This is a genomic window from Limosilactobacillus viscerum, assembly GCF_947387525.1.
GTDB classification, from domain to species: Bacteria; Bacillota; Bacilli; order Lactobacillales; family Lactobacillaceae; genus Limosilactobacillus; species Limosilactobacillus viscerum.
In genome coordinates, this window is record NZ_CANDNW010000008.1 from 13876 (window position 1) to 38578 (window position 24703).

22 protein-coding genes are annotated in these 24703 nt (G+C 47.0%); 11 read left to right on the forward strand and 11 right to left on the reverse strand.

The window, feature by feature from the left end:
* Positions 1 to 71: 71 nt before the first annotated feature.
* The 4 genes from QOS07_RS03805 to QOS07_RS03820 all read right to left on the reverse strand — a co-directional run bounded on the left by QOS07_RS03805 (position 72) and on the right by QOS07_RS03820 (position 7193).
* Positions 72 to 713: an HAD family hydrolase gene (locus QOS07_RS03805; protein ID WP_283587682.1), complete on the reverse strand. Its 642-nt coding sequence runs from the start codon at positions 711 to 713 to the stop codon at positions 72 to 74.
* Positions 700 to 3375, reverse strand: coding sequence for an HAD-IC family P-type ATPase (locus QOS07_RS03810; protein WP_283587683.1), 2676 nt, complete (start codon positions 3373 to 3375; stop codon positions 700 to 702). The genes QOS07_RS03805 and QOS07_RS03810 overlap by 14 nt, the downstream gene beginning before the upstream one ends.
* Before the next feature lie 419 nt (positions 3376 to 3794).
* Positions 3795 to 4706: a proline-specific peptidase family protein gene (locus tag QOS07_RS03815; protein WP_283587712.1), complete on the reverse strand. Its 912-nt coding sequence runs from the start codon at positions 4704 to 4706 to the stop codon at positions 3795 to 3797.
* An 81-nt stretch (positions 4707 to 4787) separates the two neighbouring features.
* Positions 4788 to 7193, reverse strand: coding sequence for a Xaa-Pro dipeptidyl-peptidase (locus QOS07_RS03820; RefSeq protein ID WP_283587684.1), 2406 nt, complete (start codon positions 7191 to 7193; stop codon positions 4788 to 4790).
* 152 nt (positions 7194 to 7345) lie between these two features.
* Here QOS07_RS03820 and QOS07_RS03825 point away from each other — a divergent pair, with 152 nt between their 5' ends.
* Genes QOS07_RS03825 through QOS07_RS03840 form a run of 4 tightly spaced genes read left to right on the forward strand, consistent with a single transcriptional unit; the run spans position 7346 to position 11131 of the window.
* On the forward strand, positions 7346 to 8437 hold the full coding sequence (locus tag QOS07_RS03825) for an ABC transporter ATP-binding protein (protein ID WP_283587685.1): 1092 nt from the start codon (positions 7346 to 7348) through the stop codon (positions 8435 to 8437).
* Positions 8437 to 9246: an ABC transporter permease gene (locus QOS07_RS03830; protein ID WP_283587686.1), complete on the forward strand. Its 810-nt coding sequence runs from the start codon at positions 8437 to 8439 to the stop codon at positions 9244 to 9246. The genes QOS07_RS03825 and QOS07_RS03830 overlap by 1 nt, the downstream gene beginning before the upstream one ends.
* Positions 9243 to 10061, forward strand: a complete 819-nt coding sequence (locus QOS07_RS03835) for an ABC transporter permease (RefSeq protein ID WP_283587687.1) — start codon at positions 9243 to 9245, stop codon at positions 10059 to 10061. The genes QOS07_RS03830 and QOS07_RS03835 overlap by 4 nt, the downstream gene beginning before the upstream one ends.
* Positions 10058 to 11131: an ABC transporter substrate-binding protein gene (locus QOS07_RS03840; RefSeq protein WP_283587688.1), complete on the forward strand. Its 1074-nt coding sequence runs from the start codon at positions 10058 to 10060 to the stop codon at positions 11129 to 11131. Before QOS07_RS03835 ends, QOS07_RS03840 begins: the two co-directional genes overlap by 4 nt.
* Positions 11132 to 11218: 87 nt before the next feature.
* Here QOS07_RS03840 and QOS07_RS03845 read toward each other — a convergent pair whose 3' ends face one another.
* Together QOS07_RS03845 and QOS07_RS03850 are read right to left on the reverse strand one after the other, a co-directional pair.
* Positions 11219 to 12529 (reverse strand): MFS transporter, encoded by a 1311-nt coding sequence (locus QOS07_RS03845; RefSeq protein WP_283587689.1) that lies wholly within the window; start codon positions 12527 to 12529, stop codon positions 11219 to 11221.
* Between the two features lie 128 nt (positions 12530 to 12657).
* Positions 12658 to 14049 (reverse strand): APC family permease, encoded by a 1392-nt coding sequence (locus tag QOS07_RS03850; RefSeq protein ID WP_283587690.1) that lies wholly within the window; start codon positions 14047 to 14049, stop codon positions 12658 to 12660.
* Positions 14050 to 14163: 114 nt separating this feature from the next.
* On the opposite strand from QOS07_RS03850, the gene QOS07_RS03855 reads away from it, so the two are divergent.
* The 5 genes from QOS07_RS03855 (at position 14164) to QOS07_RS03875 (ending at position 16984) form a co-directional block, all read left to right on the forward strand.
* Positions 14164 to 14577 (forward strand): bis(5'-nucleosyl)-tetraphosphatase, encoded by a 414-nt coding sequence (locus QOS07_RS03855; protein WP_283587691.1) that lies wholly within the window; start codon positions 14164 to 14166, stop codon positions 14575 to 14577.
* A gap of 2 nt (positions 14578 to 14579) precedes the next feature.
* A complete protein-coding gene (locus QOS07_RS03860; RefSeq protein ID WP_408613295.1) occupies positions 14580 to 15131 on the forward strand; it encodes a guanylate kinase in 552 nt (183 codons plus the stop codon).
* Between the two features lie 54 nt (positions 15132 to 15185).
* Entirely contained in the window at positions 15186 to 15623 is a 438-nt protein-coding gene (locus QOS07_RS03865; protein ID WP_283587693.1) for a Fur family transcriptional regulator, read from the forward strand.
* A 72-nt stretch (positions 15624 to 15695) separates the two neighbouring features.
* Positions 15696 to 16127: a hypothetical protein gene (locus QOS07_RS03870; RefSeq protein WP_283587694.1), complete on the forward strand. Its 432-nt coding sequence runs from the start codon at positions 15696 to 15698 to the stop codon at positions 16125 to 16127.
* Positions 16128 to 16144: 17 nt separating this feature from the next.
* Positions 16145 to 16984, forward strand: a complete 840-nt coding sequence (locus QOS07_RS03875; RefSeq protein WP_283587695.1) for a DUF6681 family protein — start codon at positions 16145 to 16147, stop codon at positions 16982 to 16984.
* 40 nt (positions 16985 to 17024) lie between these two features.
* Here QOS07_RS03875 and QOS07_RS03880 read toward each other — a convergent pair whose 3' ends face one another.
* A complete protein-coding gene (locus QOS07_RS03880; RefSeq protein WP_283587696.1) occupies positions 17025 to 17264 on the reverse strand; it encodes a PspC domain-containing protein in 240 nt (79 codons plus the stop codon).
* Between the two features lie 21 nt (positions 17265 to 17285).
* Positions 17286 to 18338, reverse strand: coding sequence for an aldose epimerase family protein (locus tag QOS07_RS03885; RefSeq protein WP_283587697.1), 1053 nt, complete (start codon positions 18336 to 18338; stop codon positions 17286 to 17288).
* A 257-nt stretch (positions 18339 to 18595) separates the two neighbouring features.
* On the opposite strand from QOS07_RS03885, the gene QOS07_RS03890 reads away from it, so the two are divergent.
* Positions 18596 to 19138 (forward strand): TetR/AcrR family transcriptional regulator, encoded by a 543-nt coding sequence (locus QOS07_RS03890; protein WP_283587698.1) that lies wholly within the window; start codon positions 18596 to 18598, stop codon positions 19136 to 19138.
* A 27-nt stretch (positions 19139 to 19165) separates the two neighbouring features.
* Positions 19166 to 21754 carry a YhgE/Pip family protein gene (locus QOS07_RS03895; RefSeq protein WP_283587699.1) on the forward strand — a complete coding sequence of 863 codons (2589 nt, stop codon included), beginning with the start codon at positions 19166 to 19168 and terminating at the stop codon, positions 21752 to 21754.
* Between the two features lie 194 nt (positions 21755 to 21948).
* Here QOS07_RS03895 and hflX read toward each other — a convergent pair whose 3' ends face one another.
* The 3 genes from hflX to QOS07_RS03910 form a co-directional block, all read right to left on the reverse strand.
* The gene (gene hflX / locus QOS07_RS03900; protein ID WP_283587700.1) at positions 21949 to 23223 is read right to left on the reverse strand and encodes a GTPase HflX; all 1275 of its coding nucleotides are present in this window, start codon (positions 23221 to 23223) and stop codon (positions 21949 to 21951) included.
* A gap of 32 nt (positions 23224 to 23255) precedes the next feature.
* Complete coding sequence (locus tag QOS07_RS03905) at positions 23256 to 23906, reverse strand: histidine phosphatase family protein (RefSeq protein ID WP_283587701.1); 651 nt, start codon at positions 23904 to 23906, stop codon at positions 23256 to 23258.
* 85 nt (positions 23907 to 23991) lie between these two features.
* A complete protein-coding gene (locus QOS07_RS03910) occupies positions 23992 to 24642 on the reverse strand; it encodes a DedA family protein (protein ID WP_283587702.1) in 651 nt (216 codons plus the stop codon).
* Positions 24643 to 24703 lie beyond the last annotated feature (61 nt).

Here is a 24703-nt window from a genome sequence, read left to right on the forward strand (position 1 = left end):
GAGAAGAGGAGCTAGATAGAAGTCGAATAACTTCTATCTAGCTCCTCTCTTTTGATTAGGATTCGCGCAAGTTAAATTTTTAAGAGATCCATGGGCGTTGTTAGTGGGTAATCAGCATCCTTGATTGCATCGGGATTGGCTGAACCGTAAAGGGCACCAGCAAACCTAACCCCCGCGGCCTTGGCTGCCTTCAGGTCGTTAATGGTGTCACCAACATACACGCTCTGTTCAGGAGTGGAGCCAAGCTTCTTTACCGCAGCCAGGATTGGTTCTGGATCAGGCTTGTGCTTCTTGGTATCAGAAGACGTAATTGCCGAGTCAAAGAGCTTGGCAAAGTCGTACTGTTGCTTGAAATGGTCGTATTCGTCTTGCAACTTTGAGGTAGCAACCCCGAGCTTATTTCCATCAACCGCGGCCAGCTTTACCAGCGCTTCTGGGACTTGGTCGATTACTTTAACGTAATTTTCCCGTTCGTAAGCAGCGTCAAACCATTCTTTTTGGATAGGTGCAATTTCATCTGGCCGCACACCAAAGATCTTTAGCGCATCAACTCCGGTAATTCCGAAGAGCTTTTTCATGGTTGGCAACTCATCTTCGGGAGCAATTTGATAACCGTGCTTCCGGAGGGTATTGACCATTGCTGGCATATACATGTCGAAGGTATCGATTAGGGTACCGTCAATATCAAAAATGAAGGTATTAATCTGTGACATTCTTATGTTCCTTTCTAAAGCGAACCCACTTATCGAATTCAGCAACCAGCATGATGAGGCAGGAGAAGACAATTACGGCTAGCCACTCAGTAATGCTGATGCCGGTAACATGAAATGCTTCTTGCATAAACGGCACGTAAGTTAGGATCAGCTGGAATGCCAGCATGATACCAATAACTCCCCAGGCCTTACTGGTGATTGTCTTAATTTGGCCCAATCCGTAATGGTCGGTCCGAATGCTGAAGAAGTAGAAGAGCTTGCTAATTACAATCACGTTGATCATCATGGTTGTCGCGTTAATTATACTGGAATCGTGACCAGTAAACCAGTCAAATGAAACCAGGGCGAAAATTGCCATCAATGCCGAAACATAACCCATTTGGATAAGGTCATGCCGGCCCATTAGCCGGGAGGTAACAGGACGTGGCGGTCGATCCATTAATCCTGGTTCGGCCTTTTCAAAGACGAAGGCGAACTGGATGGTAATCGCCGCAACCAGGTTGATCCACAATAGCTGCACTGGTTGGAGCGGAACTTGCTGGGCGGTCAAGATAGAGAAGGCAACGACCAGCCCTTCAGCAAATGACGTTGGCAGCAGGAAGAGGATACTCTTCTTGATGTTGTCGTAAATCCGCCGTCCTTCTTCAATTACCGCGGCCATTGTGGCAAAGTTATCATCACCAAGGATCATATCAGCGGCATCCTTAGCCACATCGGTCCCCTTGATCCCCATGGCAACACCAATATCAGCCTGCTTGAGGGCGGGAGCGTCATTTACCCCGTCACCAACCATGGCGGTAACTAACTGGTCCTTTTGCAGGGCATTAACAATTTCCAACTTGTTTTGCGGAGTGGTCCGTGCAAAGACCTGGTTGAACTTGGCTGCGTCAGCTTGTTCTTCCGGTGAGAGCTTGTCCCATTCTGCACCGGTAATGGCATGAATTTCACCAGGAGCCAAGCCAAGTTGGTGGCCGATCGCACGCGCGGTCTGGGGGTCATCCCCCGTAATCATCTTAACGGCAACGCCAGCCCGGTTCATTATCTTCAAAGCAGCAATTACTTCTTCCCGTGGTGCATCTTGCAGGGCAGCGAGGCCAAGTAGGTGGATCCCACGGTAAAGGTGGTCATGTTCAACCTCCATCAGGTTTTCACCCTGGACGGTTTGGTAACCAAGCGCGATGACCCGTTTACCTTCTTTTGACCATTCATTAACCCGTCCCTGCCACTTAGCAAGGTCAAAACTTGGGTCAGCCTTTGCGGCCATTTCAAATAACTTGTCAGGAGAACCCTTGACGAAGATGACCTGCTGGTTATTAGCGGTATCCTTGGTCAATTCCGCAATGTAGCGGTAGTCAGAGTCGAACGGAAGAAGATCCTGCGGCTCGTATTGTGAATGGTAGTCGACACCGAGGGCCTTCCGGTAAAGAGTAAGGAAGGCACCGTCAGTTGGTTCACCGTTAATTACCCACTGGCCGTCTTCATTGGTCAGTACCGTATCGTTAGCCTGGAAACCAGCTTCCAAGAAAAGCTTCAGCTGGTCATCTAACGGTGCCGGCTGGTTGTTTAATTGGATTTGTCCTTCAGGGCCGTACCCGGTTCCCGTAACCGTATAATGCTGGTCACCGGACCACAGCTCAATTGCGGTCATTTCGTTTTTCGTCAGGGTACCGGTCTTATCAGTGGCGATTACGTCAACCGAGCCAAGCGTTTCAACAGCGGGCATGGACTTGATAATTGCCTTGTAGTGTTTAGCCATTTTGGAAACACCAAAGGCCAGGATTACAGAGGTGGTTGCCGGAAGACCTTCCGGAATTGACCCCACCAGCATGGCGACAACGGCTAGCGCCAGGGCAGGCAATGAGTAAATCTGCAGGAAGAAACCAATGATGAAGATCAGCACGGACCCGATGATCGTAATGTAGGAAACGACAGTCCCAACGTGGTCAATTTCTTTGGTTAGCCGGGTCTTCTTCGGCTTAATGTGCGCTACTTCTTGGGAAATCTTACCAATTTCGGTCTGTTCACCGGTAGCGACGACAATTCCGAGCCCACTACCGCTAGTGACGGAAGTAGAGGAGTAGGCCATGTTAACCCGGTCGGCCAGGGGTACATCGTCATCAACTAAAGCTTCATCGGTTTTGATCACGGAATTAGTTTCACCAGTCAGTGCTGATTCTTCAATCCGGAGGTTATCCGCGGAAACGATCCGCAGGTCAGCCGGGACGTTATCACCAGCTTCGAGGAAAACCACATCACCGACAACCAGGTCGGCAGCATCGACGTCTTGCCGCTGACCATCCCGGTAAACCGTGGCGTGTTGCGCCATCATTTCCTGGAGCTTTGCAAGTGCATTAGCAGCGCTTGTTTCCTGGAAGTAGCCGATTAAGGAATTAAGGATTACCACGGCCATGATGACAATGGCATCAGTGTAGTGGCCGATTAAGACCGTTAGTAGGGTAGCAACCAGTAAAATGTAAATGACAATATTGTTGAACTGACGAAGGAAGATCTTCCATTTTGGCGTTGGCTTAACTTCCAAAATATTCTTACCTTCCGAAGCAAGGCGTTGCTGTGCTTCTTGACTTGTTAACCCAGTAGTCAATTCGCGCAGGCCGTTTTGCTGCTTAAGTTCGTCAGTAGTTAGTTGATAAGCTTGTTTCATTTTTTACCTCAATAAATATAGTAAAGCGACATTACGATCGGTTGGTTAAAAACCAGCGGTAGTGAGTGCAGCTTTAATTTGTTGCGGCGTTCTCCTCCCATCTCTTACTTACTAATAATATCCTACCATATTGTAGCTAGCGGCAAGTCCATGTTAAGAGATTTTTAAATAAAATGGAGCTGTGCCACAACCCGGTTTGGGCCTGTATGGCTAGCATAGGACGATCGTTAGCACGGAACGGGCTAGCGATTGTCCGTAGCTAGACACTAAGGCCCAAACCGGGTTGTGGCACGCGATATCTCTGTAATATTCGAAACTAAAAAACAAGGACCCGTGACAAAACTGTGTTTTGTCACGGGTCCACGGAGTTTTCCAGTCTGATGTGTAGCGCTTTTGTGTTTTCTTAGTATTAAACTATTTTACTTGTTAAAAGTCCCGTTTTCCACTTCACGGATGAAGTCAGCCAGGTGCTTGTAGTAAACGTCTGGGTTATCAACCATGTGGTGGTGGCCACCTTCTGGAGTGGTTACCAGCTTGGAGTTAGGGATCAAGCTTGCCATCTTCTTGGCAGTAGCCAGTGGCATGGTTTCGTGTTCACCGAATGTCAACAGGGTAGGTACCTTGATGTTCTTCAGTTGGTCACGGAAGTGCCATTCCTTCAGCTTACCAGTAACAACGAATTCGTTATCACCTTGGAAGGCATTGTAAACTTGCGTACCACCGAGGTCCTTCAAGTGGTAAAGCTTAGAAGGTTGCTTCCGGTCGACGTAGTTTTCGTTCATTACTTGAACGTATTCTTGGTACTTTGGATTGCTGTAGTCGTTCTTTTCTTCGCATTCCTTCATGAAGGCAACGGCATCAGCAGGTAAAGTCTTTTCACGGAGTTCGTTGACGTTCTTAGCGTATTCGTCGATTTCGTCAACCATTGATGAAATGATAGCACCCTTCAAGTGTTGACCGTATTTAACGGCGTATTCTTGAACTAGTGCACCACCCCAACTTTGACCGATCAGGTAGATGTTGTCGAGACCCAGCTTTTCCCGGACTTCGTCAACTTCATCAAGGAAGTATTCGTAAGTCAGGTACTTCTTGGCGATTTCTGGGTCAGAGTAGTCAGGTTGGTCAGAGTATAGGGAGCCCAGTTGGTCATACATCGTAACCTGGACGTTCAGGCCTTGCTTCTTCAGCTGTTCAGCCGTGTCTTCCCAGTATTCGTGGTTGCCACCAGGGCCACCGTGTAAGGCGAGCAGGTGGATATCACCTTCACCCTGGGTATTTGTCCAGAGGTGGTAACCATTGTCTAATGTGATGATCTTTGTACCAGTCTTCATCATAAATCTCTCCTTTGAAAAATATATACCAATAAAACGCTACCATTTAATTCTAACGCACTTTAGTAAAAGATGCGATCATTACTTTCCTTTTTTACTACCAGGAATTTCGAGGCGGGCATTTTGCACTGGCAACCGGTAGTTGATTTCTTCATTTCCACGGAGCGTGAAGTGGTAGTCAGTTGCATAAATGATTAACTCAAGCTGGTGACCAGCGGTGAGTTGGTGGAAAAGCGGCTGGAGGTCAAAACTAACGGTTACTAGTTGACCAGCAAAGAGGCCGTCTACCTGGCGTGCGTTGTGGCGGTTCTGCAAGTTTATGTGACCGTGGCTAATGACCTTATATTCACTGGTGTTCTTTTGCAACCGAAATTCCCGCAGGTCGTCAGTTTTCCACTGGCATCCAAGCGGGAGCCCGCCGCGGTTCATCAGGACTGGGGAAACGGTTAGCCGCTTGTCTGTCCCCTTATCAATTAGTTCGGCACTCAGTAGTCCATGGTCCGTTGAAGCAGCTACCTGGACCGTTAGCCGTGGTGTTCCCCGCAACAAAAGGTCTTCACTTAACTGGTCACTACTGAAGTGGCAGCTAAACTTGCCGTCGTCCTTGTAGAGTGCTTCTTGCCACTTTGCTGGCGACTTACACCAGGCCTCGTAATCTGCGGTACTTTGCTGGTCACTGAACCGGTGGATGTCTTCTTTATCGCTGGCGGTGGTGGTTAGCTTATTACCGTGGAGGTAGAAGGTGAGCGCAGCACCATCCGTCCAGCGGTCATAAGCGGTCCACGTTTCAGGTGTCTTATTTGACTGTACCAGGACCGGTGGCAATACTGCATCAGCATGATTGTCAATTCCCAGCAGCTTATTAGCTAGCCAGAGGTTAACCATTTCGGAGAAGTCAAGCGATTGGAATGCATTGATATAGATGTGCTGACCTTGGTGGAGGATTAACTTACTAGTGACGGGAAGCTTTGCAAGACCGTCTGCCAGTGCTTTGACATTACTTGGCTCAACGTTATTATCATTTAGGCCATGGACCATCATTACATCAGCCTTGATATTGGGAATGTCTTTACGGTAATCGCGGGCGGCCCAGAAGTCATTGTAGTTTCCGGTTGTCCGGTCCATTGCTTTTGCCATATGGTCAACGTATTGCAGGTAACGGCCCTTAATCCGTTGAAAATCAGCGGGCCGCTTTGTCCGGCTGAAGGTTTCATCGGCAAGCGTGTCCGCATCCTCACCCTGGAAACCACCAGCAGCCCGTACTAAACCATTTTCCCGATAGTAGTCGTACCAGCTTGAAATTGCCGCTTCAGAAATAATTGCTTTGAGTCCGGCAACACCAGTGGTGGCAACGGCGGTAGAGAGGGTTCCAAGGTAAGAACGGCCAGTCATCGCGACGTTGCCATTGCACCAGTCGGCAGTAATGGTGTAGCCGCTGTGCCGGTCTGTGAAAGCACGACGGTCGCCATGGAGCCATTCAACAACTGCCTTCATGGCAGCCGTTTGTTCAGGGGAACCGCAAGTTTGGAAACCATCGGAGTCTTTTGTACCAATTCCAGCAGAGTAGACAATCGCATATCCGCGAACTGCCAGGTAGTTATTGAGGGTGTATGACGGAGTAGAGGTGAATGTTTCAGTGGCTCTTTCTGCGGCCCCTTTTACCGGCTGGTAAGCAAAGTGATCAGGAAAGCTCTCTTCGACTGGTGATTGGTAGTCGGTTGACTTGTGAGTTAGTGGATGGTTGACGTTGTGGGTTGCCTTGTCGCCCCATTCATCATTAGTTCCCTGGTTATAGGGACTAGCAGTGAAGACCGCTGGAACCTTTTTAAGCTGTGATTCTTTTGGCCGCATGACTTCAACCTTTACCAGGTCAGCGTGACCATCAAAGTCAGTATCCATGTCGGTTTCAACGTAGACAACCTCCCGGATGAATTCGTGGGGGTCGTAACAGGCGAGTGGCTTACCGTTGAAAATTAGTGGCTTTTGGGCGGCCGGTAGTTGGTAGGTCCAAGCAAGAAAGCCATTGGCAGTTAAGAGGTCGATTAATGACATTCCGTTCTTTCCCCGGGTATTCAACAGGAGGTAGAAGGCGGAAACAACGTCAGCGCTTGTCCATGTTGTGTGTTCTATCATTGGCAGGTTGAATTTTTTCCAGTCAGCAACTGGCTGGGCGAGCTGGAAGTCAACTTCCGGTTCAAATTCAAGAAGCTGGAGGGCAACCCGGTAGAAGACATCAGTAGTCAGGGCAGCCCCACCATTAAACCAGTCATCCAATGCCTGATCAGGAGTGGCAAGCAGGTCGTGGAACCATTCCGTGGTTGGAAGCGGGCTGTTAACGCCCTCGTGGATCCGGGCTAGTAACGTTTCGAATAGGGGACTAGGGGCTAGTTGAGTATCTTCACCGTCTTTAAGTAGGTGGAGCATTTTAAGCTCAGCAACTTGCTGGGCTGGGCTAACTTTGATAATGCTATACTGGTTGATTTTCATGTGACGCACCTCGCAAAATTAATCATTACCTGTATTATCTCACTTGCGCCAAATCAATGTTAACTTTATCGTTTTTCAGTTCCCACTTTTGGGTTAAGAAACGGTATAATTTAAGTGCTTTACGTAAATTAAACAGTAGAGAGGAAATCGCAATGGCTAATAAGATTATGGAATTTCGGCATGTTGAGAAACGCTTTGACGATAACGTTGTCTTACGAGACATCGACTTCGAAATTGAGGCGGGAAAATTTTATACCCTCCTTGGTCCTTCTGGATCCGGTAAAACCACTATCCTGCGGTTAATTGCTGGTTTTGACCAGCCAACCAGTGGTGAGATCTTTTTTGACGGTAAGAAAATTAATGATGTTCCGGCTAACCAACGGCAGGTCAATACCGTCTTCCAGGACTATGCCCTTTTTCCACACATGAACGTTGCGGAAAACGTTGCGTTTGGTTTACAGATTCGTGGGGTTAAAAAAGCGGAGATCAAGCAACGGGTGGCCGAGGCCCTCAAATTAGTCCAACTAAATGGCTACGGGGAGCGGGAAATTACCGCCATGTCTGGTGGACAGCGCCAGCGGGTAGCTATCGCCCGGGCAATTGTCAATGAGCCCAAAGTCTTGCTGCTTGATGAAGCTCTGTCGGCGCTCGACCATAAGTTGCGGGTGCAGATGCAGACCGAATTGCGCCAACTGCAACGTAAACTGGGGATTACGTTTATCTTCGTCACCCACGACCAGGAAGAAGCGCTGGCAATGAGTGACCAGATCATGATTATCAACGACGGCACGATCCAGCAAAGCGGGACCCCGGTTGATATCTATGATGAGCCGTTAAACCACTTTGTTGCCGACTTTATCGGTGAGAGCAACATTGTCCCCGGGGTGATGAAAGAAGACTACCTGGTTTCAATTAATGGCCAGGACTTTACTTGTGTTGATGCAGGGATGAAGCCAAACGAACGGGTGGAAGTTGTTATCCGTCCCGAAGACCTTGACATCACCACGGTGGATAAGGGCCAGCTGGTGGGAACCGTGGATACCCAACTTTTCCGCGGTGTTGATTACCAGATTACCGTCCACGATATTCGTGACCACACTTGGAAGATTAACTCCATTCACAAGACCACGGTTGGTGCCAAGGTGGGGATCAGCTTTGACCCGGAAGATATCCACGTCATGCGCTACAACGAAACCGAGGAGGACTTCGATGCCCGGCTGGATAGTTACGAGGAGGACGAATAATGCGGAATAAGACACTATTTATCATTCCATACGCACTGTGGATCATCCTCTTCGTTGTTGCACCACTGGTATTGATCTTTTACCAGTCATTCTTTGACATCAGTGGTCACCTGACATTGAGCAATTATGCGAATTATTTGACGTCAAGCGTCTACTTAAAGATGACGCTTAACTCGGTGTGGTACGCCTTTTTGATCACCCTTGTTACCCTTGTGATCTCATACCCAACCGCTTACGTACTCAACCACTTGCCCAATAAACAATTCTGGCTGCTGCTAGTCATCCTGCCAACCTGGATTAACCTCCTGCTAAAGACCTATGCCTTCATTGGTCTATTCAGTCGAACCGGGTCGATTAACCAGTTTCTACGGTTTGTAGGGTTTGGCAGCCACCAGCTTCTTTTCACCGATGCCAGTTTTATGTTTGTCGCGGCCTACATTGAGATCCCGTTCATGGTTTTGCCAATCTTTAATTCACTTGCTGAGATTAGTCCATCTTTGATCAACGCTAGTAAGGACCTTGGTGCCAACCAATGGCAAACCTTTACTAAGGTAGTTTTGCCGCTGTCAATGCCGGGAGTAAAGGCTGGCATCCAGGCAGTCTTTATTCCCTCACTCTCCCTCTTCATGATTACCCGACTGATCGGTGGCAACCGGGTAATTACGTTAGGGACGGCAATCGAGGAACACTTCTTAACTACCCAGAACTGGGGGATGGGGTCAACCATTGGAGTGATCTTAATCATTGCCATGTTCATTGTGATGTTTATTACCGGTGAAGCTAAGCAGAAGGGAGGTCGGACCCGGTGAAAAAGCGCCATTTAACTTGGTCGGGTCTGTACCTGGCAGTAGTTTTTGTAATCCTATATGCACCAATTGTTTACCTGGTGGTCTTCTCATTTAGTGCGGGGACCACGATGGAAAATTACCATGGCTTTTCCTTGCGCCACTACGCCGACTTGATGAGTGACACCCGGATGATCACGATTGTTTTTAACACGATCATCATTGCCTTACTTGCTTCCTTAGTAGCGACTATTATTGGTACGCTTGGTGCGTTGGCAATTAAGGATACCCGGGGAAAGGTCAAAAACAGCCTCTTGTCCTTGAATAATGTCCTGATGGTTTCACCAGACGTAATCATCGGTGCTAGTTTCCTGATCTTTTTCACTATGTTGGGTGTTCGTCTGGGGTTTATTTCCGTTTTGTTAAGCCACATTGCCTTTTGTATCCCGATCGTGGTCCTAATGGTGTTGCCGAAGATCAATGAGTTATCGCCAACACTGGTTGATGCGGCTTACGACCTCGGTGCAACCCGGTGGCAGGCCTTTTCGCAGGTGGTATTGCCGGCGATCACTCCTGGTATTTGGGCGGGGTACTTTATGGCCCTGACTTATTCCCTAGATGACTTTGCCGTTACCTTCTTTGTAACGGGGAATGGATTCTCAACCCTGTCCGTCGAAATTTACTCCCGGGCACGGCAGGGGATTAACCTAGAAATTAATGCCTTGTCTGCACTGATGTTTTTGGTGTCGCTTTTGCTGGTATTGGGTTACTACATTATCAGTAAGCATGGTGGCCGCCATCACCGGGTTGTGGCGGTTAAGGAGGGTGATGTGCAATGAAGAAACTCCTTACCGTGGTCATCAGTATCCTGGCCCTTTGTGCAGCCCTAGCAATGGGGAACGCGGCCTTAAACCAGCACCATGGTCAGGGTTCTGGCCGGTTGCTAACTATCTACAACTGGGGTGACTATATTGACCCGGCACTGATTAATAAATTTGAAAAGCAGACGGGTTACAAGGTTGACTATGAAACATTTGATAGTAATGAATCGATGCTGACAAAAATTCGCCAGGGCGGAACCAACTATGACTTAGTGGTGCCGAGCGAATATACGGTTCAGCGGATGAAAAGGGAGCATTTATTGGCCCCCCTCGACCACCGGCGGCTGACCAACCTTCACTACATTGATCCCCAATTTCTTAACCGGTCATTTGACCGTGGGAACCGTTATTCGGTACCTTACTTCTGGGGAACACTGGGGATTATTTATAACGACCAGAAGGTGTCAGCGGGTGATGTCCAGCACTGGTCACAATTGTGGAACCCCCGCTTGCGGAACAACCTAATGCTGATTGATAGTGCCCGTGATGTTTTTGCGATGACGTTAATTGCACAGGGGCATTCGGTAAACACGACTGATTATCAGACACTAAAAAAAGCGCAGGATCATTTGAAGACCCTGACGCCGAATGTAAAGGCGATCGTTGCCGATGAAATGAAGATGTACATGGAACAAGATGAAGCGGCAGTCGGGGTGACCTATTCGGGGGATGCCCGGGAGATGATGAGTGTCAACCACCACCTTCACTACGTAGTACCGAGTGAGGGGAGCAACATTTGGTTTGACAACATGGTGATTCCGCGGACTGCCAAGAATAAGGAGGCTGCTTATGCCTTTATTAACTTTATGCTAGAACCGCAAAATGCCGCACAAAATGCCCGCTATGTTGGTTATGCAACACCAAATCGGGCGGCAAAGAAGCTGTTGCCAAAAAAGGTAACGAGCAACCAAGCCTTTTACCCGCCAGCTAGGACAATGAAACACTTGCAAACATACCGGGACTTGCCGTTGAAGACCCTAGGCGTCTACAATGACCTCTTCCTCGAATTTAAGATGTTTGCAAAGTAAAATGCGGGTTTCATAGATTAAAAACAGGGTCCAGAGTTCGATCAATTTAGCCGAACTTTGGGCCCTGTTTATATGCAGTAGGAGCTTTTATTTCTTAATATAACGTGGTGAGGTTTTCGGTGCCCAGATGAGGCAAATTAGGCCGCCGATCACGAGAATAACCATGCAGACGACCATTGCTAATTGCGCACCACCGATATTAGTTAGGACAGGCAATAGGAAAGTCCCACTTGCGGCACCGATCCGACTAATTGTGATACAGGTACCGACACCAGTTGCCCGGACTTTAATGTCGAACAATTCGGTTGGGTAGGGATAATCAAGTACTAATCCTGCTGACAAGGTGACTGCAAAGAAGGCAAAAATTGCAATCTGGATTCCAGCAGTAAGGTTGGTACCCAGGATCATTCCAAGCAAAGCCACTGCTGGTAGGAAGAAGACACTCATTAATAATGCCCGGCGACTCATCCACTTAAAGGCGGCGATACCGATTAAAACGCCGACTAGCACGCAGACATTATAAATAATTCCAGAGAGGTTGCTATTTCCCAGTTGCATGCTGGCAAGCAAAATTGGTAAGAAGATACTAATACCGAAGAAAGCGAAGGCCTGGCAGGCATAAAAGAGACCACCAACTAGTGTTTGACGCCGGTATTCCTTAGTGAAAAGAACAGTCCAGGAAATTTTTCCCGGTGCCTTGCTCTTAATTAACTTGGGCGATAGTCCCCACTTCTTGCCAAGATTTTCTTGAATGACCTCCTGGGCTTGATCGTTATCGACGTGTGTCGCAACCCAGCTTGGCGAGGCAGGGAGCCGGTAAGCGCTCCGGTAAATAGCCGTGATTAGTCCGGGAACGGCGGATGAGGCAAGGATGACTTGCCAATTATGGGCACCGAAACCGGTGATCATAATCCCAGCAATGTATGAACCGATAAAACCAACTGTCCAGTAAATAATTAGCTGGCTCTGGAAGCGACCACTAACTTTTTCCGGCATCCATTCAACCAGCCAGGCATTTCCAACGGTATAGTCAATGGCGATCATCAAGCCAATTAAAATCCGTAGCAGCAGTAAAAGCCAGGGGTTGGTTGTAACAAGTTGGAGTAGTGACAAGATTGAGAAAAGGTACATGTTCACCATTAACATTCCCTTACGCCCGAAGCGGTCAGCAATTTTACCCATTAAGGCACTGCCGGCTAACCCAATCAGACTCCCGGCACCAATTAGGCCAACCCAGAAGTTGCTTAGGTGAATATAGGTTTGAGCCTGGGACAGCCCGGTACCACTAATTCCGAGGGCGTAACCACAGGAAATCTGACCGAGAATCAGGGCAATGAAAATTCCCCAGTGGACTGGAGAAACAGGTGCTTTCTTGTAATCTTTTTTCGTATTGTTCATAGGGTATTTGGTCGCAATTTGGGACCAAATTAATCGATTCCTCCTTGTGAAAAGTATTATTACTACACTAACAAAAAATCAGGAATGACGCAAATTGACGCGTCCATTCCTGATTAAGATTGTGAAAATTAACGGTCCTGGTTAAGCTTGCTGTGCCAGTAGCCATAACCAAAGTAAATAACGATTCCAATGCCGAACCAGATACCGGCACCAATCCATGTTTCCTTAGACAGCATTGCCATCATTGCTAAGCAGGCTAAGCCGGAAATGATTGGAAGGACTGGGTACAGTGGAACCTGGAAACCACCCTTATTGCCGATATCCTTCCGTTTCCGTAGCGGGATAATTCCGAATGAAACAAAGAGGAAGGCAAGAAGGGTCCCGATGTTAACGAGGCTGGTCAGCTGGTCAAGCGATACCAGTCCACCCATCAAGGCGATGATTGTTGCAACAATCCAAAGCGCTTCTTGGGGAACGTGGTGTTTGCTATCCAACTTGGCTAGCCAGGAAGGCAACAGTCCGTCACGGCCAATGGAGTAAATTAACCGGGAGCTAGAATAGATCATCGTTACCATCATGGTGAACATCCCAACCAAGGCACCAATCGAGAGCAGTTCAGCAATCCATTCTTGGTGGACAGCTTCAAGCGCGAAGGCAACCGGGTTAGCAACATCCAGCTTGGTGTACTTAACGATCCCGGTTAACACAACTGAAACTGCCATGTAGAGGACCGTGGCAACGATTAGGGTACCGATAATCCCCGCCGGCATGTTCTTCTTGGGGTTCTTAACTTCGGCTGCTGACGATGAAACAGCGTCAAAGCCAAGGTAGGCGAAGAAGACAACGGTTGCTCCGTGAAAGACACCCTTCATATGGTAGGGGAGAAACGGATGATAATTTGCAGGCTTGATGAAGAACAGGCCAACCACCACGAAAATAATAATAATTGCAATTTTAATTAAAACGGCGATGTTGTTGATCCGCATTGACGACTGCATCCCCTTGGAAAGCATCCAGGTGATGAGCAGGACAATGATGATTGCCACCAAGTTAACGTAGGTACCGTGAGCTGGGTCAAATGGCCCGGAAATTGCCTTCGGGAGTTTAAGACCAAAGCTTGCAATAAACGAATTAAAGTAGGCTGCCCACCCGGTTGAAACTGAGGCAACGGCCAGCATGTATTCCAATACCAGCGCCCAGCCAAGGATCCAACCAAAGAATTCACCAAAAACTACGTTACCGTATGAGTAAGCACTCCCGGCAACTGGTAAGGCTGAAGAAAATTCAGCATAACACATCGCTGCTAATGCACAGACGATCGCTGAAAAAAGAAAGGAAAGTGTCACGCCTGGACCCGCGGAGTTAGCAGCCACGGTCCCCGGTAAAATAAAAATCCCGGTACCAATTACGGCACCGACCCCGAGGGCCATTAAATCAACTGCGGTCATTGATTTAACAAAGTGCTTGTCGACCCCTAAGTAACGGTCAAGATTTTCTTTCCGCAGAATGTTTAAGCGCATCTTTAAACCACCTTTGCTATAATATAGTCAAAATTGTCTTATTCCATGATAACCAGGAATAAGATTAAAAGTCAATGAGAATATTAGTTTAATATTAAAAGGATGAGTGCAATTATGGCAATTGAAGTAACTAGTGGTGCAGTTGTTTACCGGCAAAATAATGGGCAAATTGAATACTTACTGTTGGAAAGCCAAAACAAGGGGCACTTCTGGGGATTTCCCAAGGGGCACGTCGAAGGCAATGAAACGTTAAAGGAAACTGCAGAACGAGAAATTAAGGAAGAAACACAACTGACGTTACCAATTGATACCAGTTTCAAGGTTTACACTGAATATGACTTGCCGAATGGGAACCGTAAGCAAATGACTCTTTTTACGGCTGACCTAACGGCAAATGAAGATATTCACCTCCAGGCAGAAGAAATTAAAAACTGTGGTTGGTTTAACTATGCGGATGCGCGTAAGCAGTTGACTTACGACAATTTAAAGCAGTTGTTAGACCAAGTCAATGACCATTTAACCAAGTAATGATGAGCAGACACGTATACGTTATTTGTGGTGCCGCTGGGTCGGGCAAGACGACTGTTGCCACTTACCTGCGGGAGCACTTTGACATGCATAAGGTAATTACCCATACTACTAGGGCTCCGCGCCCAAACGAACGGGATGGGGTTGACTACCACTTCGAGTCGGGCAGCTCCATGTCCCGCTTGCACCTGTTGGAATCTGTTACTTATGACCAGGCACAGTATGGTTCGTCGCTTGAAGGCCTAGAAGAGGGTTGGCAGCAAGGACGGGACGATGTGATTGTGCTTGATACCAAGGGAGCAATGACCTATCGCCGGAAATTAGGCGACCAGGTGACGGTGATCTTTTTAACAGTTAGCAAACTTAACGTGCTTGCAAAGCGGATGGGCAAACGCGGCGATATGAAGTCCGCAATCGAATCACGGTTAAGGAGTCCGGAATACCACCGTGACCTTCATTTGCCAAGGAGCCTTCATGGGGTAGCACAGGTGGTAGTTAATGATGATTGGGCGACGACAAAGGCGCACCTTGACCGGATAGTAGGCAAAAAATAACCACATTTGTCGTTCTATGGTAGAATTATATTTTCAGTAAGGGGGATGGCTGCGTTGGAGAAGTTAATTGATCAAGCTAAGTCCAAGCTACGGGCCAACCACTTGCGCTGGACGAAGCAACGTGAAATGATGCTTAGGCTGGTCAGCGAAGATCCGGAACATTATCAAGACATTACGGTAGTCGATAATGCACTCCGGGATGCTTATCCGGGTTTAAGCCACGATACGATTTATCGCAACTTGAAGGAATTTGAACGGTTAGAGCTTGTTGAACTGCGGCAGCACAATGATCAAATGCAGGTTAAATACCGTTGTGATTCCGCCCACCACCACCATTTTATTTGTGAAATCTGTGGGCGGGTACAAGAAATCAAAATGCCACCGCTTGATATGGCTTACTATGAGCAACAACTTCCGGGAGCTAAAATTACCGGCCATACTTTTGAGTTGCGGGGCATTTGTGCTGAATGTCGTGCAAAACATTTAAAATAATCTTCAATCTTCCTTAACATTTATGCCAGATAAAATCGGTTATCATATAGGTTGAGAAAAGGAGAATGTAATATGGCAGCGAAAATTCCACCGCTGGTAACACCATTTGCGTTGGTATCTTTAGTGCTGGCCTTGGGTGCCACAAACGTGGTTGTTAACAAGGCCACCCATACGACAGAAGGGGCTAAGGTAGTCTCAACTTCTAGTCGGACAGTCGACCAGGATTCTACTAATAGTAGTTTAAGCAGTCGTGATGATTCTGACGATCCTGATAAGGATGATAATTCTGCTACTAAGCGGTCTGACAATGATGATGACCGGACAACCGACGATACGCAAACGTCAACACGGTCTAACGACACGGGGAATAATACGACAACCCAAACTGATAATAACAATAGTGGTAATAGCAACCAGTCAAATAATACTGGGAATAGTGGTAATACTACTACCGGCACAACGGGACAGACTGGCGGTACCACTACTACTACGTCTAACCAATAAGGAGGTGTTGAATTACCATGTTTAGTTTTCTTGATATGATTAATTCATCACTGAGCTACTTTAACCTAGATGTTAAGTTAAAGAGCCGGATCTATATTGGGATTGCGGCCGCTGGGGATATTTACCTCGTTTACGTAACTTTCCGCCTATTTGCCAACCACGTTTGGTTGCGTGGTTTCCTCTACTGCTTGGCAATGGTAGCAATCACCTATTTCCTTTACCTGAACTTTGTCTATTATTTCTTGGGCAAAACGTCCCGCTTTGATTTTATTTCACCAAAGTTTGCAAAGATTACAGGACAACATTTTGACAGTGCAGGAAATAAGACTTCAACTCGTGCGTCACGGCGGGCAGCGGCTCTTGCTAACCAATCAAATGGTTTGTTTACTGGTAACAATACTATTCCGGCTGCAGTGGCAATTGATGATTATGAACAACGAAACCTGCAACGGGTCGTTGACCAGTTATTAACTGAGGGCATCTTTACCAATGACTTTGATGGCATGGATGATGACCAGATTATTGACCAATACAATGAAACTGGCAAGCCGGTTCAAGCATTGAACGCTGAATCAGTTCCACCTTACTTTGAACTGGTCCATGATAAGTTACGTCACCGCTTAGAAATTTATATTGGTCTCAACCAGATGGAACGTCGTGCAGTAGGGCACATTACCCGGATTGGTTTAACCGATGTCCGGGATGCTCATCAAAAGTACCGGATCTACCTTGCGGGACTAGTGGTAACTGCGGGCCCCAATAAGATTCCTGGTCGGCGTGGATCGACGATTATGACAACCGCAGATTATGGATTAAATGCTCAGGTTGCTTATCGTGAACGTGAACATGAGAAGTAGTAAAAAAGGACCGCTGAATTTTTTCAGCGGTCCTTTTTTACTACTTCTTTTCTGTAAATTCGCCTTCCAGTGGGTCCTGGTGCTTTTGTGGACCTTGGTAGTCAGGCATGATGGCAGCAGCAACAAGGTAAATGATGGTGATTGGGAAAAAGCCGGTGCAGGCTAGCAGGACAACCGTAATTAAGCGGATAACTGTTGCATCAACACCGAGGTAGTCGGCAATACCACCACAGACACCAAGGAAAACCTTTTTCTTGGACTTAGTTAGCTTCTTTTTCATTTTAAAACCTCCTCAATTGGGTTATGCAAAGTATTCGTAACGGATCTGGTAGTGTTGTGGGTAACCGGGCCGCAGTGAAATGTCACCAAACTGTGGGTGGTGTGGTGTATCAGGGAGCGTCTGACCTTCCATCGCCATGGCAAACCATTGCCCAGCGGGACGGTTGAAGCCCTCTGCATGTTGACCATTAGCGGTGTACACAACTAACCCGTTCCGGTCTGAGTACATCTTGATCTTTCGACCAGTAGCGGCGTCCATCAATGTTGCCACTGGTTCGTGAGCGAGACGGTTACTTGGCAGGACAACGAAAATATCATCAAAGCCGCCTTCAGGAACCCCTTGTTCTTGCATCTCTTGGAGTGCAGTGCCCATTACAGTTGGGTGCTTAAAGTCAAATGGGGTGTCACGGTTAATTAATTTCCGTCCTGTTGGAATCTTTTCGTCGTCTAATTCCAGGTGGTAAGTTGAGTTGAGCGTGAGAACATGCCCCTGAATTGTCTTTGCTTCACCAGAAAGGTTCCAGTAGGCATGGGTAGTTGGATTAAAGAGGGTCTTCTCATCGCTCTGACCATCGAAGTCAATGGTGACACTATTATCATTAGCTAAGGTGTAAGTAACTTTCATTGTTTCGTTACCCGGTAGCTGGTCGGTGTCAGTACCAATTGTGGCAGTCAAGATTACCTGCAGCTTATCCTGGTCCTGGTTGGTTGCAACGTCATAGAAGTGGTTACTGAAACCATTTGCACCACCATGGAGCGTATTTTCACCTTCGTTAGCCGGAATCTGGTAACTTTGGCCATCAATATCAAACTTACCTTTTGCAATCCGACCGCCGAAACGCCCAATGATCCGGCCAACGTAGAGTGGGGAATTATTAGGGTTGACGTAGGCGTCAATGTTATCAGCACCGAGTAGTAAGTTAACGCGTCCACCACGAGTGTTTGGCACCATGTAAGCCTGCCAGATACCGGCGAAGTTTAGCACGCTAATGCTGACATTGTTGTCATTGGTTAGTGTATATTTAATGACATCTTGCCCTTCATAAGTACCAAACTTCTCGTTTTCGATTTTCACAATAACCGCCTCCTGGATAGTCTAATTGTTACCTTAAATTGTAGCATATTCCCGGCTAGAAACAGTATTTGTTGACAAATTTACTGATAAATGAAGCAAGTTATTTTTAATTTCCCGGGAAATAAAAAGCTAATTTTGTGGAACATTTAATCAATAATGTCTCATTATAAGAATAATATATATAATTAATTCTGTTGTCTTGTGGGCGAACGGTATACACTATTCTTTGTCATAATGATACATTAGGAGGTGAAAACATGCGAGTTACACGAACCGTTCGTGACTTTCAAAACGCTTTGTTAACTCTGCTAAAGACTAACTCTTTTGATCACTTAACGGTGGATCAGATTTGTAACGAGGCATTGTTACACCGGAGTAGTTTTTACCGTTACTTTAATGATAAGTACGATTTATTAGAACAGACGCTAGATTCGCAGATCAGTCAAATTGCTGATAATGGTGACCCCGAAGAGGATGTTATTAAGCAATTTGTCCTTTACATTGATGGCCACAAGGATATGATCCGCCACTTGGCATCCAGCAATTCGCATAGTTCACTCTATACGGAAATGCTACAGATCTTTAGTCAAGTTCTTCTTGACCGCCGTACCCAGAGTAAGACGACCGATACGGTTATCCTATCGTTAAAGAAGGCTAAGAATCCGGAAATGACGGCTTATGTCTTTAGTGGTGCAATCATTGGTGCATTTTATTGGTGGCAAAAGAATAATTACAATGTGCCAACTGAAGAATTCATTAATTTCGCTAAGCAGTCGGTTCTTTCACTTTCAAACAATTAAATAATCCAAACGAGGTGAAACATCTAAATGGGCAAGATGATTAAAGCCGAATTGCGGAATCTTTTTCATAACCATATTTTGCTATTATCTGTATCCGTAATTTGCTTATTACCGTTCTTATACAGTATCTTCTTCCTTAAATCCGTTTGGGACCCTTACGGCAGTACGCAAAATCTGCCAATTGCCGTCGTTAATAAGGATGTTCCGGTTGAATACCAGGGAAGAGAGATGGCAGTTGGTCGGCAGACGGTGGACCAACTGAAGAAGAACCACCAAATGAAGTGGGAAATTGTATCAAATAAGAAGGCCAACTATGGGTTGCACCACCGCCAGTACTACGCGGTAATTACGATCCCTGAGGACTTCTCAGAAAACGCCACGACCGTGATGGACAAGAACCCACGTAAGATGGAGTTACATTATGAAACAAACGGGTCGCTAAACTACATTGGTCAGGTGATGACCCAGATCGGGACTACCCGGCTGAATAGCGAGATCCGTTCACAAGTTACCAAGGCATACGCAACCGCAATGTTTAAGGAATTAGGCGTTGTGGGGAAGGGAATGACCAAAGCCGCCAATGGTGCACAGCAGTTGAGCGACGGTGTGGTTACCCTGAGCGACGGTGTTAACCGTTACGTGGCTGGTGTCTACCAAGTTAATAATGGTGTTCAACAGATGCGGGTTGCAGTTACGCCACTTGCAAGTGGTGCACAGCAACTGGCAACTGGTAGTCAGACGTTAGCAGCTGGTATTTCCCAATACACAGGTGGCGTTGGTCAACTATCAAGCGGCCTGGGGCTCCTCCAAGCTAATTCTGGTCAGTTGAGCTCTGGTGCCAGCCAACTAGCTGGTGGACTTAACCAATTGAGTGGTAGTTCAGCTACCTTACAAAATGGGGCCGGCCAGTTAGCAGCTGGTAGTAACGAGCTAAACAACCGTGTTAATAGTATGCTGCCGGCACTGCAAGGGCAGATGGGGAGCATGTCACAAGGAATTACTAATGATGCCAATGAACTGGCACGTGCCTTACAGCCCCTTTCGCAGAGTGCACAACAGCTGGACCAGCTGAGCAGTGCACTAGGAGCTATTAATAGTGCGTTAGATGGTGTTAAGCAGGCTGCTTCTTCACAACAACCGGCAACCCGGAGTACTGGCAATAATTCTGCATTAGTTGCTGCGGCCTCTGCACTTAGCGGGGTGAAGGCAGAGAATTCTGCGGACCAAGCAAAAATTGATGCGGTAGTTAGTGCTGCAGCGTCGACGCCAAGTACCCAGTCACAACCAGCAAGTAATAATGCTAATGTTGCTAGTCAGATTTCGGCAGTCCAAGCAAAGATTTCGGCACTGCAAGGCCAAATCAAAGCTGCACAAAATTCTACTAACCAAAATACGGCGAATGTAGCACAAGCCGCACAAAAACTACAAAATAGTTTGAATAACTTGCAGAGTAATACCAACACTGCTTTAAGTCAGGCTTCAAGCCAATTAACGGCAGCGACAAGCCAGCTTGCCAGCGGTGCTAACTCATTAAATAGTGGTGTTAGCCAGTATACCAATGGTGTTAATACTGCGGCTGCCGGTGCTAATACGCTTAATAGTGGAATTGGCCAATACACGGCGGGGGTTTCCCAGGCCGCTGCAGGGGCCAATGAACTAATGGCTAACAGCCCCGCCCTGGTTTCTGGTGCTAACCAACTGGCGGGTGCACTGGCACAATTAAATGCCCAGGTACCAAGCTTAATCAGTGGTATCAACCTGCTGGCTGATGGTACTCAACAGTTGGCAGATAATAGTCCTGCACTGGTCAGTGGGGTTACCCAACTGAATAATGGTGCTGCTGAGCTTGCTTCACAGCTTGGCAAGGGGGCAAAGGCAATCAGTGCCATCAAGCCAACTGGTAAGACTGCAAACATGTTTGCTGAACCAACGACAGTCAAGCACAAGGACTACAGCTACGTACCAAACTATGGTCACGCACTTGCTCCTTATGTTCTGTCAGTTGCACTTTATGTTGGTATCTTGGTATTTAACTTCATTTACCCAATCCGCCGGCGGGCCCTTGATGGGCAATCAGCTGTTTCATGGTGGGTAAGCAAGGTCTTCATTGGCGCAGTTGCAGTTACCCTGATGGCAATCATTGAGGATGCCGTTATGTTAGCAGTTGGTTTAACGACCGACCATGTTGCATCAATGTTTGCCACGAGTATTTGCTTCGGGCTGGCTTCAATGGCGATTGTCATGTTCCTGTCAATGACCTTTGACAACCCTGGTCGGTTCGTTGCAATGGTCCTCCTGATGCTGCAATTAGGTGGTTCAGGGGGGACATTCCCAATGGAAGTCACGATGAAGTTCTACAATGTCATCCACTGGTTCTTACCAATGACCTACTCGATTCTCGGTCTCCGTCAATCGATCAGTAGCGGGATCGGGGCACACTACGCAATGTTCTGCAACCTAGTATTGCTAGGCATTGCTGTAGTCTTCAACCTCTTGCTACTCGCAGGAATGATTGGTATTCACCGGCACCTATTCAATATCAACCCTAAGTTGGATGAGAACCAAGAGTTCCTCGACAAGGTTGAAAATGATGGCGGTATTCAGTCAAAGAAGTAAAATAGGAGCTGTGACACAACCCGGTTAGGGCCTGATGGCTAGCATAGGACGATCGTTAGCACGGAACGGGCTAGCGATTGTCCGTAGCTAGACACTAAGGCCCTGGGTTGGGTCGCGCGATATCTTTGTAATATTAGGAACTAAAACAAGGGCCCGTGATAAAACTCAGTTTTATCACGGGCCCTTTTGCTGCCTTAAACTTCATACTTAGCAAAACGTTGGGCGTCTTGTGGTGACATTTCGACCGTTAAGAGTGTTCCATCATTCTGGTATTCAGTATTTAAAATATTCGTGTGCTCATTAAGGTAAGATACCTGTTGCCCCTCTGAGAATGGCAGGAGTAGTTTAACCTCGACGTAGTCCTTGAAAAGGTGCTTCCTGATGACATCGACAAGCAGTTCTAACGATTCCGGTTGCTTGGCGGAAATAACAACTTGGTCATCACCTTCAAGAACTGGGAACTCGATTTCCGTTTTATCAGCCTTGTTAAAGACGTTAATCATCGGAATATTATTAATTCCGATTTGCTTCAACGTTTCTTCCGTGGTGTGCATCATTTCCTCATAGTGGGGGTCGGAATAATCAATTACCTGGATCAAGAGGTCAGCGTTGGCTGCTTCTGCCAGGGTAGACTTGAATGATTCGACCAGGTTTGTTGGTAGCTTGCTGACGAAACCAACCGTATCACTGAGAAGAAAGTCCTTCTTACCAGGTAGGGTAAGCCGCCGAACGCTAGTATCCAGAGTAGCGAAGAGCATGTTCTTTTCAAAGACGGTCTTATCTTCAACTGCCCCGTAGCGACGTACCAAACCGTTCATGATTGTTGACTTGCCAGCGTTAGTATAACCAACTAGGGCAGCGGTTGGGATATTGCTCTTAGCTCGCTGTTTCCGCTTTGTTTCTTCCGAACGGTTGATATCACTTAATTCATGACGGAGGTGTGAGATTTGGCGTTGGATTACCCGCCGGTCCATTTCCAGCTTGGTTTCACCAGCACCACGGTTGGTAAAACCACTACCGCCACCGGTTTGCTGGTCAAGTCGTTGACTAGCACTGGTTTGTAGGCGTGGCAGCCGGTATTGAAGCTCAGCAATTTGAACTTGGAGTTTGGCTTCCCTCGTTTGGGCACGGGTAGCAAAGATCTCGAGGATTAAGGCTGTCCGGTCGAGGATCCGGGTGCCGGTCTCTTCTTCCAAGTTACGGAGCTGGCTAGGTGACAATTCATCATTTGTAATGATGGTTGATGCGTGGTTAGCAGCGGCAACATCAGCGATCTCTTCGACCTTTCCCTTACCAAAGTAGGTAGCTGGGTTGGGCCGGTCAATCACTTGGTCTACCCGTTGGACGACCTTCATATGGTTGGCCTGGGCTAACTCTGCTAGTTCAGTCATTGAGTAATCGTAATCTTCCTGGCCAGTATCAAGCCCGGTAATGATTACTAGTTCATCATTTTGTATATTGGTATCCATTAAGAGTAATGTTCCCCCTTTTGCGGATAATATTATTCAGGTAGTTCTAGTTTATTAAAGAAGTCAACGTGGGTATCCGTGCCGGTTAAGGTTAACCGGGTCATACTTCCGTTACGGGCAGAACCCTCAGTGTGGTAGCCGAAGTGTTCCGCAATTGAACGGATTGTTACCCCATGGGAAACAACGATGGCCGTTGAACCATCTGGTAATGCGCGAAGCCGGTCAAGTCCCTTATTAACCCGGTCCCAGAACCGTACGTGGTCTTCCGCATCACCATACGGATCAGCGGCTGCGACCTTGTCCTTCAACTTATCTGGACCCCAGTTACCAAACATTTCAGCAAAGGACTTATAGCCCTCGGCACCACAGAGATAGTCAGTAAATTCAGAAGCGTTTTGCCCTTCAAAGTAACCGAAGAACTCTTCACGAAATGCTGGTTCAGGGGTTGGCTCCTTAATAGTGGTGTTTTCATCTGCAGCTAGTAAGAGTCGTGCAGTGGCCATCGTCCGTGCAAGATCACTACTAAAAATGTAGTCGAAGTCAATAGCGGACAATACCTTACCAGTTCGTTTGGCATCTTCTTGACCCTTTTCGGTAAGTGGAGCATCTGCCCAGCCTTGAACACGGTTGTACTGGTTAAGGTAAGTCTGACCATGACGAACAAAATAAACGGTAATTGCCATATCTATAGAACTCCTTTAATCATCAAAAATAAAAATACTATTCATATTTTACCATGAATAGCCGTTAAACATAACTGAAGACGCCCTAGAGCATCTTATTCTTTTTGATAATCCGTTGCCGAAGAAGTTTGATTCCCCACATGGCACCGGCTGCTAATAGTGCACAGCAAACCATTGCAAGGATAACCAGTGAAAAGTGTTCCTTTACTAGCGGGATCGAACCAAAGTAATAGCCAACGCCGCAACCGAGTGCAACCCATGCGGCAACTCCCACAAAATTTGCAACTGTAAAATGGCGGAAGGGGTAATGCATCATCCCAGAAATCGTTGGGATAAAGGACCTGATGAGGGGGACAAAGCGGCCAAAAGCAACGGCCCAGAAGCCATACTTATTCAAGTAGTTTTTAGCGGCCAACATTCGTGGCCCAGACAGCCGCTTATCGATCCATTTCCACCGTGAAATACTGTGGCCAATAAAGTAATTAACGGAGTCGCCGATAAAAGCCGCGAGAAAGAAAACGGGGACAACAATTTGCATTTTTAAGATTGGGTGGACGGCGATAAAGGAACTGGTTAAGAAGACCAGGGAACCGCCGGGCAACCATGGGAAAACTACGAGGCCTGTTTCCATGAACACAATCACAAATAAAATGAGGTAACTCCATGGACCCAGCCATTCAAACATTGGGATTAGGATTTCGGCAATGTGGGTGAGAATGTAAAAAAGATGAGCCAAGTGGTAGTCCCCTTTCGTCGGTTAATTATTATAAATATTGTAAAATGTTCCGTTAATTTTG